At 71.2% G+C, this 17,051-nt stretch carries 17 protein-coding genes and 5 pseudogenes; 15 read left to right on the forward strand and 7 right to left on the reverse strand.

The annotated features are described in order from the left end of the window. Positions 1 to 79: 79 nt before the first annotated feature. Positions 80 to 391, reverse strand: coding sequence for a hypothetical protein (locus G4G29_RS21200; protein ID WP_244632376.1), 312 nt, complete (start codon positions 389 to 391; stop codon positions 80 to 82). A gap of 155 nt (positions 392 to 546) precedes the next feature. Between G4G29_RS21200 and G4G29_RS04090 the strand changes: the two genes are divergently transcribed. The 5 genes from G4G29_RS04090 to G4G29_RS20510 are packed head-to-tail and all read left to right on the forward strand — an operon-like array spanning position 547 to position 3,095. Next, the gene (locus tag G4G29_RS04090; protein WP_274601260.1) at positions 547 to 1,164 is read left to right on the forward strand and encodes an FGGY-family carbohydrate kinase; all 618 of its coding nucleotides are present in this window, start codon (positions 547 to 549) and stop codon (positions 1,162 to 1,164) included. Beyond that, positions 1,161 to 2,033, forward strand: a complete 873-nt coding sequence (locus tag G4G29_RS20500) for a class II aldolase/adducin family protein (protein WP_202045533.1) — start codon at positions 1,161 to 1,163, stop codon at positions 2,031 to 2,033. Before G4G29_RS04090 ends, G4G29_RS20500 begins: the two co-directional genes overlap by 4 nt. Further along, positions 1,921 to 2,646, forward strand: a complete 726-nt coding sequence (locus G4G29_RS21205) for an SDR family oxidoreductase (RefSeq protein ID WP_244632650.1) — start codon at positions 1,921 to 1,923, stop codon at positions 2,644 to 2,646. Before G4G29_RS20500 ends, G4G29_RS21205 begins: the two co-directional genes overlap by 113 nt. A gap of 12 nt (positions 2,647 to 2,658) precedes the next feature. Next, positions 2,659 to 2,817, forward strand: coding sequence for a hypothetical protein (locus G4G29_RS20505; RefSeq protein WP_202045535.1), 159 nt, complete (start codon positions 2,659 to 2,661; stop codon positions 2,815 to 2,817). Further along, entirely contained in the window at positions 2,814 to 3,095 is a 282-nt protein-coding gene (locus G4G29_RS20510; protein WP_202045537.1) for a hypothetical protein, read from the forward strand. Before G4G29_RS20505 ends, G4G29_RS20510 begins: the two co-directional genes overlap by 4 nt. Before the next feature lie 657 nt (positions 3,096 to 3,752). Here G4G29_RS20510 and G4G29_RS21210 read toward each other — a convergent pair. After that, the gene (locus G4G29_RS21210; RefSeq protein WP_244632377.1) at positions 3,753 to 4,376 is read right to left on the reverse strand and encodes an HAD family hydrolase; all 624 of its coding nucleotides are present in this window, start codon (positions 4,374 to 4,376) and stop codon (positions 3,753 to 3,755) included. 1,085 nt (positions 4,377 to 5,461) lie between these two features. Between G4G29_RS21210 and G4G29_RS21215 the strand changes: the two genes are divergently transcribed. From G4G29_RS21215 to G4G29_RS20535, 3 genes are all read left to right on the forward strand, one after another. Then, on the forward strand, positions 5,462 to 5,881 hold the full coding sequence (locus tag G4G29_RS21215; RefSeq protein WP_244632378.1) for a hypothetical protein: 420 nt from the start codon (positions 5,462 to 5,464) through the stop codon (positions 5,879 to 5,881). A gap of 66 nt (positions 5,882 to 5,947) precedes the next feature. Next, positions 5,948 to 6,544: a LacI family DNA-binding transcriptional regulator gene (locus tag G4G29_RS20530; protein WP_244632651.1), complete on the forward strand. Its 597-nt coding sequence runs from the start codon at positions 5,948 to 5,950 to the stop codon at positions 6,542 to 6,544. Positions 6,545 to 6,679: 135 nt separating this feature from the next. Beyond that, on the forward strand, positions 6,680 to 6,925 hold the full coding sequence (locus G4G29_RS20535) for a substrate-binding domain-containing protein (RefSeq protein WP_202045548.1): 246 nt from the start codon (positions 6,680 to 6,682) through the stop codon (positions 6,923 to 6,925). Here the strand turns inward: G4G29_RS20535 and G4G29_RS21220 are convergent. The 4 genes and pseudogenes from G4G29_RS21220 to G4G29_RS04125 form a co-directional block, all read right to left on the reverse strand. Then, positions 6,841 to 7,710 carry a hypothetical protein gene (locus tag G4G29_RS21220; RefSeq protein ID WP_244632379.1) on the reverse strand — a complete coding sequence of 290 codons (870 nt, stop codon included), beginning with the start codon at positions 7,708 to 7,710 and terminating at the stop codon, positions 6,841 to 6,843. The two genes, G4G29_RS20535 and G4G29_RS21220, sit on opposite strands and share 85 nt — an antisense overlap. After that, complete coding sequence (locus tag G4G29_RS21225; protein WP_244632380.1) at positions 7,707 to 8,069, reverse strand: hypothetical protein; 363 nt, start codon at positions 8,067 to 8,069, stop codon at positions 7,707 to 7,709. Before G4G29_RS21225 ends, G4G29_RS21220 begins: the two co-directional genes overlap by 4 nt. An 8-nt stretch (positions 8,070 to 8,077) precedes the next feature. Beyond that, a pseudogene (locus tag G4G29_RS21230) lies at positions 8,078 to 8,293 on the reverse strand (mannitol dehydrogenase family protein); the annotation flags it as partial. A 241-nt stretch (positions 8,294 to 8,534) separates the two neighbouring features. Beyond that, positions 8,535 to 9,170, reverse strand: a pseudogene (locus G4G29_RS04125) (nucleoside/nucleotide kinase family protein); the annotation flags it as partial. Positions 9,171 to 9,238: 68 nt separating this feature from the next. Between G4G29_RS04125 and G4G29_RS20540 the strand changes: the two are divergent. The 3 genes and pseudogenes from G4G29_RS20540 (at position 9,239) to G4G29_RS04140 (ending at position 12,365) form a co-directional block, all read left to right on the forward strand. Then, positions 9,239 to 9,966 (forward strand): annotated as a pseudogene (locus G4G29_RS20540) (SDR family oxidoreductase). 71 nt (positions 9,967 to 10,037) lie between these two features. After that, positions 10,038 to 10,823 carry an SDR family oxidoreductase gene (locus G4G29_RS04135; protein ID WP_183151917.1) on the forward strand — a complete coding sequence of 262 codons (786 nt, stop codon included), beginning with the start codon at positions 10,038 to 10,040 and terminating at the stop codon, positions 10,821 to 10,823. 27 nt (positions 10,824 to 10,850) lie between these two features. Then, positions 10,851 to 12,365, forward strand: coding sequence for an FGGY-family carbohydrate kinase (locus tag G4G29_RS04140; RefSeq protein WP_183151918.1), 1,515 nt, complete (start codon positions 10,851 to 10,853; stop codon positions 12,363 to 12,365). On the opposite strand, the pseudogene G4G29_RS21235 reads toward G4G29_RS04140, so the two are convergent. Beyond that, positions 12,319 to 13,248: pseudogene (locus G4G29_RS21235) on the reverse strand (sugar-binding domain-containing protein). The gene G4G29_RS04140 and the pseudogene G4G29_RS21235 sit on opposite strands and share 47 nt — an antisense overlap. 143 nt (positions 13,249 to 13,391) lie before the next feature. Between G4G29_RS21235 and G4G29_RS04150 the strand changes: the two are divergent. From G4G29_RS04150 to G4G29_RS04160, 4 genes and pseudogenes are all read left to right on the forward strand, one after another. Beyond that, positions 13,392 to 14,435 carry an NAD(P)-dependent alcohol dehydrogenase gene (locus tag G4G29_RS04150; RefSeq protein ID WP_244632381.1) on the forward strand — a complete coding sequence of 348 codons (1,044 nt, stop codon included), beginning with the start codon at positions 13,392 to 13,394 and terminating at the stop codon, positions 14,433 to 14,435. 47 nt (positions 14,436 to 14,482) lie between these two features. Then, a pseudogene (locus G4G29_RS21240) lies at positions 14,483 to 14,923 on the forward strand (ATP-binding cassette domain-containing protein); the annotation flags it as partial. Positions 14,924 to 15,026: 103 nt separating this feature from the next. Continuing rightward, positions 15,027 to 16,019: a sugar ABC transporter ATP-binding protein gene (locus G4G29_RS21245; protein WP_244632382.1), complete on the forward strand. Its 993-nt coding sequence runs from the start codon at positions 15,027 to 15,029 to the stop codon at positions 16,017 to 16,019. Continuing rightward, on the forward strand, positions 16,016 to 17,023 hold the full coding sequence (locus G4G29_RS04160) for an ABC transporter permease (protein ID WP_202045555.1): 1,008 nt from the start codon (positions 16,016 to 16,018) through the stop codon (positions 17,021 to 17,023). The genes G4G29_RS21245 and G4G29_RS04160 overlap by 4 nt, the downstream gene beginning before the upstream one ends. The last annotated feature ends 28 nt before the right edge of the window (positions 17,024 to 17,051 follow it).

A 17,051-nucleotide genomic window follows, 5' to 3' on the forward strand; every position in this document is an offset into this window, starting at 1 on the left:
ACGCCGATGCCGTCCTCGCGGCGCAGACTTCAGCGGAACGCGACCTCGCCGCGGACTACGCCGTGACCGGCGTGCTCGATCAGGCGATCAACACGGCCCACCAGCTCCGGCAGGACCGGGCGGCGGGGATCGGCGCGGCGGACGACACCATCCTGCTGACCGCCGACATCTTCGTGCATCTGCTGACCGGCCGGGTCGGCGCCGAGGTCTCGCTCGCCTCCACCACCGGACTGCTCGACCGTGCGACGGGCGACTGGTCGATCCCGCTCTCCGCAGGGCTGCCGGCACTGCTGCCGCCGATCGTCGAAGACGGATCGTGGTCGGGGTCGACCACCCCTGAGGTCACGGCAGCGATCGGAGCCGACGACCCCGTGCCCGTGTTCGCGGTCACCGCGCACGACACCGCCGCCGCGTTCATGGCCGTGACGGACGCCGCGGACGAGGGGACCGGCGTGGTCTCCAGCGGCAGCTGGGGAGTCGCCGGTCTGGCCCTCGCCGCGCCCCTGCTCGACGAGCGCGCGCGACGGGGAGGGCTTCACACAGGAGATCGGTGCGGCCGGCGACACCCTGCTCGTGAAGAACCTCAGCGGCATGTGGCTCCTGCAGCAGACGCTGCGCGAATGGGCGGAGGCGGATGGCTCGTCCGCAGCGCCCATCGAGATGCTCACCGACCTCCTGGCCGCGGCCGCCGACTCGCACTACCGGGGACGCTTCGATCCGGCCGACCCGTCCTTGCAGGCCCCCGACGGTCTGACGGCCCGCATCGCCGCGGCGTGCACGGCCACCGGGAGCGCACCGCCGACCTCGCGCGGCGACTTCGTCCGGGCGATCGTCGACAGTCTCGCCGCTGCGTACGCCGACACCCTCCGCGTGGCCGCGGACCTGAGCCGACGGCGCCTCGAACGTATCCGCATCGTCGGCGGAGGAGCCCGCAACGATCTGCTGTGTGCGCTCACGGCCGAGCGCAGCGGTCTCCCGGTCATCGCCGGCCCCGTCGAGGCCTCGGTGCGCGGCGTGCTGCTGCAGGTGGCCGTCGCCGCGGGTGACCTGACGGATGCCGCGTCCGCCAGGGGCATCGTCGTGGACGACGGCGACGGTCCTGCGCGCTTTCATCCGGCGGCCGCCGTCGCCACCGCAACCCCGACGATCGGAGATCCTTCGTGAACCACCGCGACCTGTTGGCAGACCTCAGCCGACGCTTGGGCGACCCCGTCATGGAGGCGGCGCTGCTCAGCGAGGGCAACACCTCGGCACGGGATGGCGGCCACATGCTCGTCAAGGCCTCGGGGGCGGTGCTCGGCTCCGCACAGCCAGAGGACTTCGTGCGGATCGCCCTCGACGAGGCGCTGCGCCTGATCGACGACGAGCACACGGGCGGAGCCGACATCGACCGCTGGTTCGACCGGATCGCCGCGGAGCAGGGGCGGCGCCCCTCCGTCGAGGCGCTGCTCCACGCCGTGCTGTACGACCAGACCCCGGCGCGGGTGATCGCCCACTCGCATCCGACCGCCGTGAACGCCCTGCTGTGCTCGGAGCATCCAGAGCTGCTGGTGGACGGGGCGCTGTTCCCCGACCAGATCGTGGTGCTCGGCGCTGCGCCGCTGCTCGTGCCCTACATCGACCCCGGGCTCCCGCTGGCCCGCGAGGTGCGCCGCCTGGTGCGCGCACACGCGGAGCGGCACGGCAGGCCACCGGCGACCGTGTATCTGCAGAACCACGGGATGTTCGTGGTCGGTGCGAATCCGGATCAGGTGCTGGGGATGACCGCGATGGCCCAGAAGTGCGCGCGGGCGATCATCGGGGCTGCGGCCGTCGGGGGCGTGCGTTTCATGCCCGCCGAGGAGGTGCAGCGCATCGACACGCGCCCCGACGAGGTCTATCGCAGAGCGCTGCTGGCCGAGGGGTGGCGCGATGACCGCCGTGACGCTCGAGGGCAAGGTCGCGGTGTTGACCGGTGCGAGTTCGGGGATCGGCCTCGCGACGGCGAACGCGCTCGCCGCGGAGGGCTGCCACGTTGTGGCCGTCGCCCGTGACGCGGAGCGCCTCGCCGCGCTCGCCGCCGACCACCCCGACCGCATCTCCACGATCCAGGCCGACGTGTCGGACCCCGCGGCCGCGACGCAGATCGTCGACGAGACGCTCCGACGGCACGGGCGCCTCGACATCGTGCTGCCCAACGCCGGTATCTACCTCGGCGGTGATCTGGCCGATGCCACGGTCGACCAGATCGCGGCCGTCGTCGCGACGAACGTGACCGGTGTCATGGCACTCGTGCGCGCGGCCCTGCCCTCGCTCCTCGCACAGGGCAGCGGCGACATCCTGGTGACCAGTTCGGTCTCGGGGCATCAGGACATCGAGTGGGAGCCGGTGTACTCGGCCAGCAAGCACGCCGTGCAGTCGTTCGTGCACACGGTTCGTCGGCAGTACGCCGACAGCGGCGTTCGGATCGGCGCCATCGCGCCCGGGATGGTGCTCAACCCGCTGTGGGGCTTCGCGCACGGCTCCCCGGAGGAGGCGGAGCGCATCGCCGAGGGGACGGGGATCCGTTCGGCGGACGTCGCCGATGCGATGCTGTTCATGCTGACGAGGCCGCCGCACGTGGTCGTGCGCGATCTCGTGCTGCTGCCGACCGGGCAACCGATCTGACGGAGGCACGACATGGGCGAGCGCGATGCGCATCCGGTTCCGGAGACACCCTCGATCGTGACGCTCACCGCGTCCGGCGCGATCGATGCGACCTATCGGATCGCCACGCTCGAACGCGGCGCGTTCACGAGGGCGAGCGGCTATGAGCGCGAACTCAGCGGCAAGGGGTGAACGTCTCGGCCGCCCTGGACCTCGCCGGGGTGCGTACGGCGGCGGTCGTCGTGGTCGGGGAGGACGACCTGGCGTTCGCGCAGCGCTCGGCACACCGCGACCTGCTGCGCATCGTGGCCGTGCCTGGTGCGACGAGGGTCAACACCTCGGTGATAGACGATGCCGGTGCGACCACGAAGATCAACGCCCCGACGCCGCCGATCTCGGGCACGGCGTGGCTCGCGGCACAGGCGGCGGTGACCGAGGCGTGCACCGAGCTCGGGGCGGATGGGTCGTGATCTCCGGGACCGTGCCCGCCGTCGACGATGCTCCGGCGTCGCTCGTCGACGTCGTGCAGGCCGCGGCGCGCGGTGGTCGCCGGGTGGCGGTCGACACGAGCGGGGCCGCGCTCAGCGCACTGGCGGTCGACCCCGCGGGCATCGCGCTGATGAAGCCCAACACGCATGAGCTGGCCGAACTGATCGGCACGGCGCTGCGGACGATCGGAGACGTCGTGTCCGCCGCCCGGCAGCTGCGGGCACGCGGGGTCGGCATCGTCTACACGAGCATGGGAGCCGACGGCGTCCTTGTGGTGTCGGAGTCGGGCGTGGTCCATGCCAAGGCCGAGGCGCGGGGGCTGGTGAACACGGCTGGCGCGGGCGACGCATCGCTGGCCGGCTTCCTGGTGGGGCTCGGCGGCGAAGGGGAGGCGAGGCCGCGCTCGCACGTGCGGCGGCGACCGCGGCTTCGTGGGAGCGCATGCCGTCGCGCAGAGCACGACGATCCTGCGCACCCTCGACGACCTGCCGGCGGCCGAGGTGACCCGCGATCCCGATGCCGCCGTCGAGCTGACCGAACCGGCCGTCTGAGGGAGCCCGCCCGACCCGCTCAGCCGACCGGATGCAGGTGGATGCCCTCGGCGTCGAGCGACACGGCGAGACGGTCGAGTCCGTCGATCACGAGGTCGGCGGGGAGCGCGGAGGGCTCGACCGTCCCGGTGACCGCGATGACGGCGCACCCCGCCGCGCGTGCCGCCTGGATTCCCGCGGTGGCATCCTCGAGCACCAGACACCGCTCGGGGTCGACACCGAGCCGGTCCGCGGCCAGGAGGAAGGGCTCGGGGTCGGGCTTGCCCCGGGGACATCGTCGGACGTCACGAACACCCCGGGGGTGGTGAACCCGGCGGCGCGCAGGCGGGCAGTGGCCAGCGGCGCCGTGCCGGAGGTCACGACGGCGCGCCGGTCGGCGGGGATGCTGTCGTAGAACGCCCGTGCTCCGCGCACCTCGGGGAGGGCGACCGCGTCGGCGAGTTCGAGTTCGAGGATGCGGTCGAGTCCTTCAGCCCGCAACCCGGTCGGGAGCAGTCGTGCGATCAGCGTGCGCGCCGGCTGTCCGTGGTTCTCGTGCAGCGGGTCGGAGGAGACGCCGTAGTGCGCGGCGAAGCGGCGCCAGGCGCGGATGACCGAGGCGGTGGAGTCGACGAGGGTGCCGTCGAGGTCGAAGAGCACGGCGTCGAAGCTGCGGGAGAAGAGGGCGGCATCGGGATCCAGCGGCGTCCTGACCCCGAGATCCGCGAGCACTCTCGCCGACTGCTGGGGGTCGACAGCTCCGCATCGATGCGCACCACGGGGATCGCGGGGGTGCGTGGCGGGGCGTCCGTGCGATGACGGTCCCTCGGCTCGCCGCGCGCAGCCCTCCGCGCGGTGAGCAGCTGCGGGTCGCCCTCGAGGTACACCATGCGCAGCGCGGCGGTGCGACCGCGGCCTGCAGGCGCGCCCACTCCTCGCCGCCGTCGAGCTCGGTCGTGAACGGAGCGACGAGCACGACACCTCCCGCCGTGGCGACCGCGTCGGCGGCGACCGCCCGCAGCGCGGCATAGCGCCCCTCGCGGATCGTGCGCGCGTGGTCCGCGCAGCCAGTGTCCGCCGAGCACCGCGTCGTCGAGGGCGTCGAGGAGGGGGTTCGTTACCGCGTCGAGGTCGACGAGCGGAAGGCGCAGCGACGCCGCGAGCGCGCGGCCGAGGGTCGACTTGCCGCTGCCCGCGATGCCGCTCACGGCGATCGCCAGGGGCTCCGGTGGTTGACAGGTGTCGTTCATACCTCCACCATAGAGGAGAAGACACCGGTGTCATGGTTGATTTTCCGCGGAACACCGGTGGCGATGAGAAGAGGACCCCATGACCACCCGCACCGCTGTGAACCCCCTCACGACGCTCGAGCGTCGCGCACTGCAGTCGATCACGACGCCGGAGGGCAGCATGCTCATCGTCGCCGCCGACCAGCGCAACGGCATGAAGGCCGCGATCCCCGATGCGCCAGGCGGATCCGAGGCGATCACCCGCGACGAACTGTCCGCGGTGAAGGCCGATCTGGTCCGCCATCTCGCCAGGCACGCACCGGCGATCCTCCTCGACCCCGAGGTCGCCCTTCCGTCGATCGTCGATGAGGGAGTGCTGGATCGTGACACGGCGCTCGTGGTCGGCCTCGACGCCTCCGGGTTCGAGACCGTCGACGGGCTGCGGTACACGCGCTTCGTGCCGGGCGTGACGCCGCGTACCGTGCGCGAGCTCGGCGGCGGGGTCGCGAAGATGCTCTATTACACACGTCCCGACCGCCAGGACGAGAACTCGCGCGTCTTCGACGAGATCCGTGCACTGGTGGCCGAATGCGAGGCCGAGGGCTGCTGCTCATCGTCGAGCTGCTCACGTATCAGCTCGACGGCGAGAGCGACGAGGAGTATGCGGCCGCATTCCCGTCGCTGGTCGCCGACGGTGCCGCGCTCGCCGTCGCCGCCGGCGCCAAGATCCTCAAGCTGCAGTATCCCGGTTCCGGCGAGGCGAGCGCGGCGGTGACCGCGGCCGCCAAGGGTGTGCCGTGGGCCGTGCTCTCGGCCGGCGTGGATCACGAGACCTTCATCGTGCAGGTGTCCGAGGCGGTCAGCCACGGCGCGGCAGGGGCCATGGCCGGACGGTCGCTGTGGAAGGACAGCCTGTCGTACGATCCCGCGCGCCGCGAGGAGCTGCTGACCACCCGGGCGCTGCCTCGGCTGCGCGAGCTCGCCGACGCGGTCGACGGGCGCAGGTGAGGCCCGGGCGCCGGTAGGGTGGCGGAGGCGACCCCGGCCCGGGGTGAGGAGGTGCCCGTGACGACCATGCGCGATGTCGCCGCGCACGCAGGCGTCAGCACCAAGACGGTGTCGCGGGTGTTCAACGACGACCCGCACGTGCTGCCGCACACGCGAGCGCTGGTGGAGCAGGCGATGCGCGAGCTCAACTACGTGCCCAACGTTCTGGCGACCACCTTCCGTGCCGGGCGTACGTCGGTCATCGGCGTCGCCGTGCCGGACATCGTCGACCCCTTCTTCGCCTCGATCGCCCGGGCCATCGAAGACGTCGCGCGCGAGCGCGGTCTCTCCACGCTGGTCACGAGCCTCGGCGACGAGCCCGACGACGAACGGGCCGCGATCGAGTCGATGCTCGGTCGTCAGCTCTCCGGCCTGGTCGTCGCGCCTGTCGGCGTCGACCACTCCTGGCTCGACCGCTGGCGGGAGCACACCCCATCGTGTTCGTCGACCGCGCCCCCGTCGGCCTCGAGGCCGACACGTTCATCGAGGCCGATGAGCGCGGGGCGCACGCGGCGGTGCAGCACCTGGTCTCGCACGGTCATACGCGCATCGCCTACGTCGGGGACGCCGTGCATCTGTCGACCGAGGCGAACCGGCTCGAGGGTGGCGCAGCGGACTGCGTGACGCCGGCATCGAACCCGATGCGCTGCTGGTGCGGTCGCAGGTGTCGGATCGTGAGGCGGCGCGGACGGCCGTCGCGGACCTGCGCGCCCTCGCAGACCCCCGACGGCGATCTTCTCGGCGAATGCGCGGTGTTCGATGGCGCTCGCGGCGGCGCTGCGGGGAGACCCGCTGGCCCTCGTGGGGTTCGGCGACTTCCCGATGGCCGACGTCCTCACCCCGTCGATCACCGTGATCGATCAGGATCCTCACCGGCTCGGAACCCTCGCCGCAGAACGGATCTTCGCGCGCCTCGGCGATCAGGAGCTCGACGCCCCGACGCTGACCGTCATCGATGTGGACCTGGTGGAGCGGGAATCGTGCGGCGGGGTGCTCTCGGCCTGATCCGCCCCTCGCCGCGAGGGTCGGTCACCCCACGGCGGCGATGCTCGCGCGCGCCCGTCCGCGATGAGGACGCCCGCGCCGCGATGAACGCGCTGCGGAGCCGGTCGTCCGCTCCGAGGGTGCCGAACACGGGGAGTGGTCGAGGAACGCCCCGGCGTCACGGCCTCGGCCACGATCGCGGCGCGGAGTCCCTCGAAACGTCGATCGGTCACGGGCACCGGCATCCCGCCGTCCCCCGCGCGCTCGAGGAAGACGCTCCAGGCCGCGAGCACGAGCGTGGCGCGCTCGATGGGCCCTCCCGCCGCCAGCTGTTCGCGCACCACAGGGAGCAGGAACGTCTGGATGCGGTCGGCTCCGTCGACGACCTGACGGGCCAGGGTGTCGCGCACCGCGGTGCTGCCGAAGCGCTGGAGGAGCTGCTCGCAGTAGTCGTCGAGATCGATGCCCGGTACCGGGCGGAGCGTGGGGATCGCCTCGTGGTGCATGTAGCCGCGCAGGAATCGGACGAAGAGGGGGTCGGAGCACACCTCGTGCACCATCGTGGCGCCCGCGAGGATCCCGAGATAGCTCATCGCCTGGTGCGACGCGTTGAGCAGCCGCAGCTTCATCAGCTCGTACGGTTCGACGTCGTCGACGAGCTGCACCCCGACGGTCTCGAACGGCGGACGACCGAGCGGGAAGTCGTCTTCGAGCACCCACTGCACGAAGGCCTCGGAACGCACGGGCCACCGGTCGGCGATGCCGAACCGCTCCGCCACGATGGCGCGTGTCTCGTCGGTCGTCACGGGGTGATCCGGTCGACCATCGAGTTCGGGAAGGCGACGGTGCTGCGGATCCAGGCGCCCAGAGCCGGATCGATGCGATCCGCGAAGCCCGAGACGGCGGTCCGCGCCGTGTGGCCGTTGCCCTGGATGTTGTCGCATGACATGACGGTGAACGGCGCGACACCCGCCTCACGACGCCGGAGGAGAGCAGCCACGAGGTAGCCGACCGCGCTGCGAGGTGCCTGCAGCCTTCCCTGCGTCGCGTCGTCGAGGTCGGCGCGGGTGGCGGCGTCCTCCGGCGAGAAGGCTCCCGTGGTCTCGTCGATGCCGTATCCCCCTCGGTGATCGTCAGCGAGACGATGCGCGTCCGGGGGTCGCACAGGGCCGACAGCACGGCGTCGGGGTCATCCGGTGCGTACAGGTACCTCGTGAGGGATCCGATGACGCGAGCCGATTCGGTCCCGTCCGTGGCTGCGGTGACGAGCGTGTACAGACCGTCCTGGGCGCTGAGCGCATCGCGCATGGCGGCGTCGTGGGGGAGCAGCCCGACGCCGCAGATGCCCCATTCGCGCTCGCCAGCGTCGAGGAGGCGGTCGACGAACATCGCCTGGTGGGCGCGATGGAAGTTGCCGACGCCGATGTGCACGATGCCGCAGCCCACGTCGTCGGGGTCGTAGGAGGGGCGCGCGACCGCGGCGGGGAGATCGTCGAGGCCGTGCGCGCCGAGGGTGGTCGCGGCCGGCTCCTCGGCGATGCGGACGATGAGGTCGGCGCGCTCGCGCGTCGCGTCGACGAGGCGCGTTCGGCTCGTCGACGTGGTCCACCCACGCGGTCGCCTCGGCGAGCGGATGCCCGTGGCCGAGGCGCCGTGTCACCAGACGCCGGCGGCGCGTCTCCGCGTCGACGTCGATGTACCAGACCTCGTCGATCAGATCCCGCACCTCGTGCCAGCCGTGGTCGGCGAGCAGCAGGTAGTTCCCCTCGGTGATCACGAGGGGGGTGTCGGCGCGGACGGCGACGGCGGAGCCGATCGACTCCTCGAGCTCCCGATCGAAGACGGGAGCGTGGATCGTCCCCTCCGTCTGTGTGGAGAGGCGCGTGAGCAGGGCGACGTAGCCGTCGACGTCGAACGTGTCGGGGGCGCCTTTGCGTTCGCGCCGCCCCAGGCGCCGCAGTTCGGCGTTCGAGAGGTGGAAGCCGTCCATGCCGACCACGACCGCGCGATCGCCGAGGGCCTCGAGGAGCGCGGCGGTCACGGTCGACTTCCCGGCTCCCGGGGTTCCCGCGATGCCGAGGATGCGACGCCGCCCGTCGGCCGCGAGCTCGCGCGCGCGTTCGGCGAGCGCGGCGATGGTCATGCCGTCTTCCGGCATCGACGAGGGCGGGGTGGGGAGCACGGCTTCGTGGTCTTCCTTCCGGTGATGCGGACATCGGATCGAGGATCGCTGGGTGCGCGACTTCGAGCACGCTACGCTGTGCATGTCACCGGTGTCAAGGTTTCTGCGACCCCGTGGCGGACCCCGAACACCTCTCGCTCAGGAGATGACCCATGACTGAATTCCACGGCCGCACGATCCTCGTCACCGGCGCCGGCGGCGGCATCGGAGGCGCCACCGTCCGCCACCTCGTCACGGCGGGCGCCGACGTGCTGGCTGCGGGGCGTACCGCGGAGAGCGTGGCGGCGATCGTGAGCGAGACCGGCGCGACCCCGTGGTGTTCGACCTCGAGGACGAGGACCAGATCCGGGCGGCGATCGAGGGCCGCGATCTCTACGGCGTCGTCAACTGCGGCGGCTGGGGCGGTGAGATCGCGACCCCGATGGACACCGATATCGCCGTGTTCGACAGGGTCATGAGCATCAACGCCCGTGGCTCTCTGCTGGTGACCAAGTACGCGTCGCGGGAGATGATCCGCGTCGGCCGCGGCGGCGCCATCGTCAACGTGTCGAGCCAGGCGAGCCTCGTCGGTCTGGCCGGGCACATCTCGTACGGCTCGTCGAAGGCCGCTCTCGACAACATCACCCGCGTCTCGGCGCTCGAGCTCGGCGGGTACGGCATCCGGGTCAACAGCGTGAACCCCACGGTCGTGATGACCCCGATGTCGGCGTGGTACTGGGGGCGTCCCGACATCGAGGGGCCCTTCCTCGACGCGATGCCCCTGCACCGGTGGGCGACCGAGGACGACATCGCCGCGCCGATCGTGTTCCTGCTCGGCGACGGTGCGGGGATGATCTCCGGGGTCTCGCTCCCGATCGACGGCGGATACACGAGCCGCTAGGCGGATCGTGTCGGCCATGCTCATCTGAGCGTGCAGTATTCTGCAATGAGCGCAGCGGCTAGGCTCTGCTCATGTCTGGAAACACCATTGAACCTCTCCTGAACCGTGTCGCCGTCGTCACGGGCGGCGCGCGGGGCCTCGGCTACGCCATGGCGGAGGCGCTCGCCGCCGCGGGCGCCGATGTCGCCCTCCTGGATCGCCTCGACGCCGTCGGCGACGCTGCCACCGCCCTCCAGTCCGCCTCGGGGCGCCGCTGCATCGGCGTCACCGTCGACGTCACCGACGAGCAGTCCGTCGCCGCCGCGTTCGACGCCGTCGCGGAGGGCCTCGGCGTCGCCGACGTGCTCGTCAACAGCGCGGGCATCACGCTCGGGACGCCGCTGATCGACACCGCGCCCGACGACTGGCGGCGCGTGCTCGACGTGAACGTGACCGGCACGTTCGTCACGAGCCGGGAGTTCGCACGGCGGCACATCGGCGCCGCGCGCGGCAACCCGGCGAGCCTCGTCAACGTCTCCTCGATGTCGGCCTTCGCCGTGAACATCCCGCAGACCCAGGCGGCGTACAACACCTCCAAGGCTGCCGTGTCGATGTTCACCAAGAGCGCGGCTATCGAGTGGTGGCCGCACGGCATCCGCGTCAACGCGATCGCACCGGGGTACTTCGCCAGCGACATGACGAGGGACTTCGTGGCCGAGAACCCCGAGATGGCGGAGGACTGGGTTCGACGCATCCCGGCCGGTCGAATGGGGGAGCCGGAAGAGCTCGGCGACCTCCTCGTCTACCTCGCGAGCGAGCGATCGAGTTACGTCGTCGGGCAGAGCATCCTCATCGACGGCGGATATACCAGCGTCTGATCCTCGGCGGACCATAGGCTGAGAGGCATGCCCGAACTGCCCCTCGGCTCGGCGACCTTCCGAGCTGCCGCCGTCGACCTCGGCGGATCCAGTGGACGCGTGGTGAGTGCGTCCGTCGACCGAGGGCGGCTGCGGATCGATGGCGTGCACCGATTCCGCAATCGCGCGTTCACGGATGAGCTCGGACTGCGGTGGGATGCCCAGCGCCTGTTCCGTGACGCGGTGGCCGGGCTCAGGGCGCTGCGCGCGGAGGGACCGGAGTTCGCCAGCGTCGGCGTCGATGCCTGGTCGGGCGACTACGGCCTGCTCGCCTACGACGGTCTGCTGGACGCGCCGTTCCACCAGCGCGACGCCCGGACCGATCGCAGCTTCCCGGCCGTGGAGGCCCTCCTGCCCGGGGATCAGGCCTTCCGCGAGACGGGCGTCACGGCGCTGCCGATCATGACGATCTACCAGCTCATGGCGGATCTCGACGCGGGGCGGCTCGACACCGTGCGGCGGATGCTGCTGATGCCCGATCTGCTCGCGCACTGGCTCGGCGCTGCGGAGGTCGCCGAGGCCACGAACGTGTCGAGCACCGGCCTCGCTCTGCCCTACGGGCGCGGCTGGGACCATCGCCGGACGGCCGTGCTGGGGCTTCCCTCGCGGATCTTCCCCGAGACGGTGCTGCCGGGCACGGTCACGGGCCGCGTGACCGCGGGGATCCTCGCGCCGGGCGACGCGACCGACATCACGACGGTCGCTTCGCACGACACCGCCAGCGCCGTGGTCGCGGTCCCCGCGCGCGACGAGAACTTCGCGTTCGTGTCGTGCGGCACCTGGATCCTCACCGGGGTGGAGGTCGACCGGATCATCACGAGCGACCGTGCGCGCGAGGCGGGCTTCACCAACGAGCTCGGACTCGACGGCACCGTGCGGTTCCTGCGCATCGCCGCGGGGCTGTGGATCGTGAACGAGTGCATGCGCGAATGGGGGCTGGACGGATGGGGCGCACGCAGCACCGCCGCGCGTCGCGAGCTGCTGGCCCGTGCCGAGGCCGCCCCCGCCACGGGGATCCTGGTCGACACCGGGGATCCGCGACTGCTGCGTCCTGGGCAGATGACGGCTCGCATCGCCGAACTGGTCGCCGAGGCGGGCGGTCGCATGCCCGATGATCGCCCCTCCGTGGTGCGGCTCGTGCTCGAGCCTCGGCGCCTTCGTGGCGCGTCAGGTCGACGAGGCCGCGGCGCTCTCCGGCGTCGACGTGCGGGTGATCCATCTCGTGGGTGGTGGGTCCGAGTCGCCCATCCTGGCGCAGGCCGTCGCCGACCGTTCGGGGCGCTCCGTGATGGCGGGACCCTCGGAGGCCACGTCGATGGGCAACATCCTGGTCCAGGCGCGTGCGTACGGCGCGGCGCACGGCGGTCTCAGCGACCTGCGGCGCATCGTGCGCGCGTCGACCGAGCTGCGCCCCTACGAGCCGAACCGGCGCTGAGCCTTCGAGGCGAGCTCCGCCTCAGCCGGTGGTCTCGAGCAGCCGCCGCGCGAGCGCCGCGTCCGTGACGAGGGAGTCGATGATCCCGGAGCGCAGTGCGGCGGCGACCGCTCCGGTCTTCGAGGGTCCTCCGGCGACCGCGATGACCTCGGGGATCCCCCGCAGCTGCTCCGTCGACACCGCGAGGGCACGTTCGGCCACCGAGCCGACCACGGCGCCGTTCTCGTCGATGAGCGTGGCGCAGATCTCCGCCTTCACGCCGGCGGCCAGCAGCTCGTCGAGCGCACCAGCGCGCCCGGCGTTGTCGTAGAGCTGCGAGTCGGGTGGACTCCAGGAGCCGATCGCGACGACCGCCTTGGTCACCGAGTCGAACCGTCGGAACGTCTCCAGGATGCCGGGCTCGCGCCGCAGTGCCGATGCGGTGGCGGCCGTCTCGACGAGGAGGGGCGAAGATCGCCCGCGAGCGGCCGCCGGAGATCCTGCTCACCTGCCGGATCACCTCGACGCCGTTCTCGGGCGTGGGGCCGCGACGCCGGCGAGCTGCACCACCTCGCAGGTGGCGAGGGAGTGCAGGTGCCCGGCCATCGCGGTCAGCGTGCGGCCGGCGGTGAGGCCCAGCACATCGCCGTCCGTCACGATCTCGCTGAGGAGGTCTGCGGCGGCGCGCCCCAGCCGATCCTGGATGAGTTCGGGTGTGGTGCCGGGGGTGATCACGGCGAGGGCACGGGTCAGGCCGAATCGTGCGCGCAGCTGCATCGACAGGTCGAGGTCGAGCGAGTCGGGGGCCTCGATCGTGATCTTCACGAGTCCCTGGCCGAGCGCATCCTCGAGCATGCGGGCGATCTTGAAGCGGGAGACGCCGAGCTCATCGGCGATCTCGATCTTCGTTCGGCCGTCGAGGTAGTGCCGTCGTGCGACGTGCGAGATCCGCACCAGTTCATCGGGTCCCATGTCGCCTCTTCGTCTCGCGTCCGTCAGGTCCGTTCAGCATAGCCCTGATTTCTCGTTCGCGCTCATCTGAGCGGCCATTTGTCTCATTCGTCATGCATGACTAATGTCGGTCGAGCAATCACGACTGCACCCTGAGGAGCCCGATGAAGCGCACTGAACTGCCGACGACCATGCGTGCGAGCGTGCTGGTGCGAGCCGGCGAGCTCACGGTCGAGACCCGCCCCGTGCCGGTCCCGCTCCCCGACCAGGTGATCGTCCGGGTGAACGCGGTCGGCATCTGCGGCTCGGATGTCCATTACTTCCACGAGGGGCGCATCGGCGACTTCGTGGTGGAGGAGCCCCTCGTGCTCGGGCACGAGTCGGGGAGTGATCGTCGCGGTCGGCGACGACGTCGACGACTCCCGCGTGGGGAGCGCGTGTCGATCGAGCCGCAGCGTCCGTGCCGGGTGTGCGAGTTCTGCCGCAGCGGCCGGTACAACCTGTGCCCGCGTATCGAGTTCTACGCCACCCCGCCGATCGACGGCGCCTTCGCCGAGTACGTCGCGATCTCGAACGACTTCGCGTACACGGTGCCCGACGCGGTGAGCGACGACGCAGCAGCCCTCATGGAGCCCCTCTCGGTCGCGATCGCCGCGATCCAGAAGGCGGGCGTACGCCCCGGCAGCCGCGTGCTCATCACCGGAGCAGGGCCGATCGGCATCGTCACGGCGCAGACCGCGCGGGCCTTCGGCGCCGCCGCGATCGTCATCAGCGACCCGATGGCCGAGCGCCGCGAAGTCGCCCTCCGCTTCGGCGCGACCGAGGCGGTCGACCCGGCGTCCGGCCCGCTCGGCACCGGCTACGACGCCTTCATCGACGCCTCAGGCTCTCCCGTCGCCGTGAAGCAGGGCATCTCCGCCCTGAAGCCGGGCGGCGTCGCTGTCCTGGTCGGCATGGGCGCAGACGAGATCGCGCTCCCCGTCTCCACGATCCAGAACCGCGAACTCGTGGTCACCGGCATCTTCCGGTACGCGAACACCTGGCCGACCGCGATCCAGCTGGTCGCGTCGGGGGCCGTCGACCTCGACGCGCTCGTCACCGGGTCGTTCGGGATCCGCGAGGTCCGAGAGGCTCTCGACTCGGCGTCGCACCCGTCGACGCTGAAGAGCATCGTGCGTCCAGACCGCGAGTACGCGAGGGAATCATGACCGACCTCGGGCGGACGGGCAGCATCACCCTCGACGAGCAGCCCGACATGCTGGCGTGCGTCGACATCCGCAAGGCCTTCGGTGGAGTCCCCGTGCTCAAGGGCGTGGGGCTCCACCTCGAACCGGGCACCGTGACGGCGCTCGCCGGAGAGAACGGTGCCGGCAAGTCGACCCTGATGAAGATCGCCTCCGGGCAGATGAAGGCCGACAGCGGCACGGTCCTGGTGCGCGGCGAGGAGCTGTCCGCCGGATCGTCGCGTGACGCCCATCAGCACGGCATCGCGATCGTCCCGCAGGAGCTCGCGTCGATCCTCGACACCACGGTGTACGAGAACATCTTCGTCGGACGGGAGCTGCGCGGACGCCTCGGTCTCGTCGACCGCCGTCGCATGGCGAGGGAGGCGAAGGAGATGCTCGCCGAGTTCGGCGTCGACATCGACCCGAGCGCGCGTATGGGCTCGCTGCCCGTCGGGCTCCGCCAGATCGTGGAGATCGTCAAGGCCACCAGTACCGGCGCCCGCGTGCTGCTGTTGGACGAGCCGACGAGCGCGATCGCCGAACGCGAGGTCGCCCGGCTCATCGAGCATGCGGATGCTCCGCGACCGTGGCGTCGCGATCCTCTTCACCACGCACAAGATGGAGGAGATCCGCGCGATCGCCGACCGCGTCGTGGTGCTGCGAGACGGAGGGCTCGTGGCCGACGAGCCGCTCTCGTCGCTCACCGACGACGACATCGTGACCGCCATGATCGGCCGAGAGCTCGAGGACCTGTTCCCCGACCTGGCTCCGGCAGCCGACGAGGTGGCCCTCTCGGTTCGAGGTCTCGAGTACGCGGCCGCACCGGAGCCGGTCGACCTTCAGGTCCGCCGCGGCGAGATCGTCGGTCTCGCCGGTCTCGTCGGGGCCGGGCGGACGGAGCTCATCGAGGCGCTGTTCGGCGTGCGCGCCTCGTCCGCGGGCGAGATCACCGTCGGAGGCACGCGGGTGCGACGCGGCCGCCCCGCCGACGCGATCACCGCGGGCATGGCCCTCGTCCCCGAAGACCGCAAGGGCGCAGGCGCCGTGCTCAGCATGGACATCCTCGCGAACGCGACCCTGCCGCGCATGGGGCAGTTCTCCGTGGCCGGGTGGCTCAAGGGGCGCAGCCGCGTCGACGCCGTGTCGGAGGTCATGAGCTCGGTGCGCCTGCGCAGCCGCGGACTCGGACAGCTCATGGAGACGCTCTCCGGCGGCAACCAGCAGAAGGTCGTGCTCGCCCGCTGGCTCACCGGCGAGGTCAAGGTGCTGCTGCTGGACGAGCCGACCCGTGGCGTCGACATCGGCGCCCGCAGCGAGATCTACCGCATCATCACCGACCTCGCCGCCTCCGGCATGGCCGTGGTCATGGCTTCCAGCGACATGCCGGAGATCCTGGCGCTCTCGCACCGTGCTCTCGTGCTCAAGGGCGGCGGCGTGGTGGCGGAGCTCGACCGCACGGCACTGGCCCACGCCGACGTGCAGGACCGCATTTTCCGCCTCGCGAGCGGCCTCGACATCTCCGACGCGCCCTCGGGCGCCGCATCCTCCGCAAAGGACGACCAATGACCGACACCCGCACTGCCTCGCAGACCTTCGTGCCGGAGTCCGGCACGAAGCGCTTCAGCCCGACCTGGTTCGGCGACCTCGCGATCCGCTACGCCATGGTGATCGTGATGGTGCTCATCATCGCGTTCTTCCTCTACCGGAGCGCGCGATTCGGCACCGTCGATAATCTGCAGACGATCCTGGTCGCGGCGGCGCCGTTCGCCCTGATCGCGCTCGGGCAGACCCTGGTGATCCTCACCGGCGGCATCGATCTCTCGGTCGGCAGCGTGATCGCCGCTGCGGCCGTGTTCGGCAGCCTCACCGCCAAGGCGTTCCCCGACCAGATCTGGCTCGCGATCGTGGCCGGAGTCGTGGTCGGATTCGTCGCCGGCGCGATCAACGGATTCGTGGTGTCGGTGATCAAGGTGCCACCGTTCATCGCGACCCTCGGAATGCTGACGCTCGCGTCCGGCGTCGCCTACGTCGCGGGCAACGGCGCCCCCATCACGGGGCTGCCCGCCGACTTCTCCCGCATCGCCAACGCGCAGTTCGGTGGACTCACGCTCCCGGTCATCCTCATGATCGTCGGCATCCTGGGGCTCGCGATCATCATGCGGCGCACGACCTGGGGCATGCGCGTCTATGCGATCGGCGGCAACCCCATCGCGGCAGGGATTGCCGGCATCAACGTCGGGCGGACGATCTTCAGCGTGTACGCGATCTCGGGCATGCTCGCGGGCATCTCGGGCGTCATGCTCGCCAGCCGCGTCACGCTCGGCGCGCCGAACCTCGGCGTGGGATACGAGCTCGACGCGATCGCGGCCGTCGTCATCGGCGGGGCAAGCCTGCTCGGCGGGCGAGGCTCGATCTGGGGCACAGCCCTGGGCCTGCTGCTCATCCAGACGCTGAACAACGGTCTCGACATCCTGACCGTCCCCGCCTACTGGCAGAAGGTCATCAAGGGCGTGCTCATCGTCGCGGCGGTCGCCGTCGACGTGTGGGCGACCCGTCGCCGAAGTCGCTGACGACCTTCGAAGAACTCTGCTTCACCGC

Source organism: Microbacterium sp. Se63.02b (assembly GCF_014171575.1).
In the GTDB taxonomy this organism is placed as follows: Bacteria; Actinomycetota; Actinomycetes; order Actinomycetales; family Microbacteriaceae; genus Microbacterium.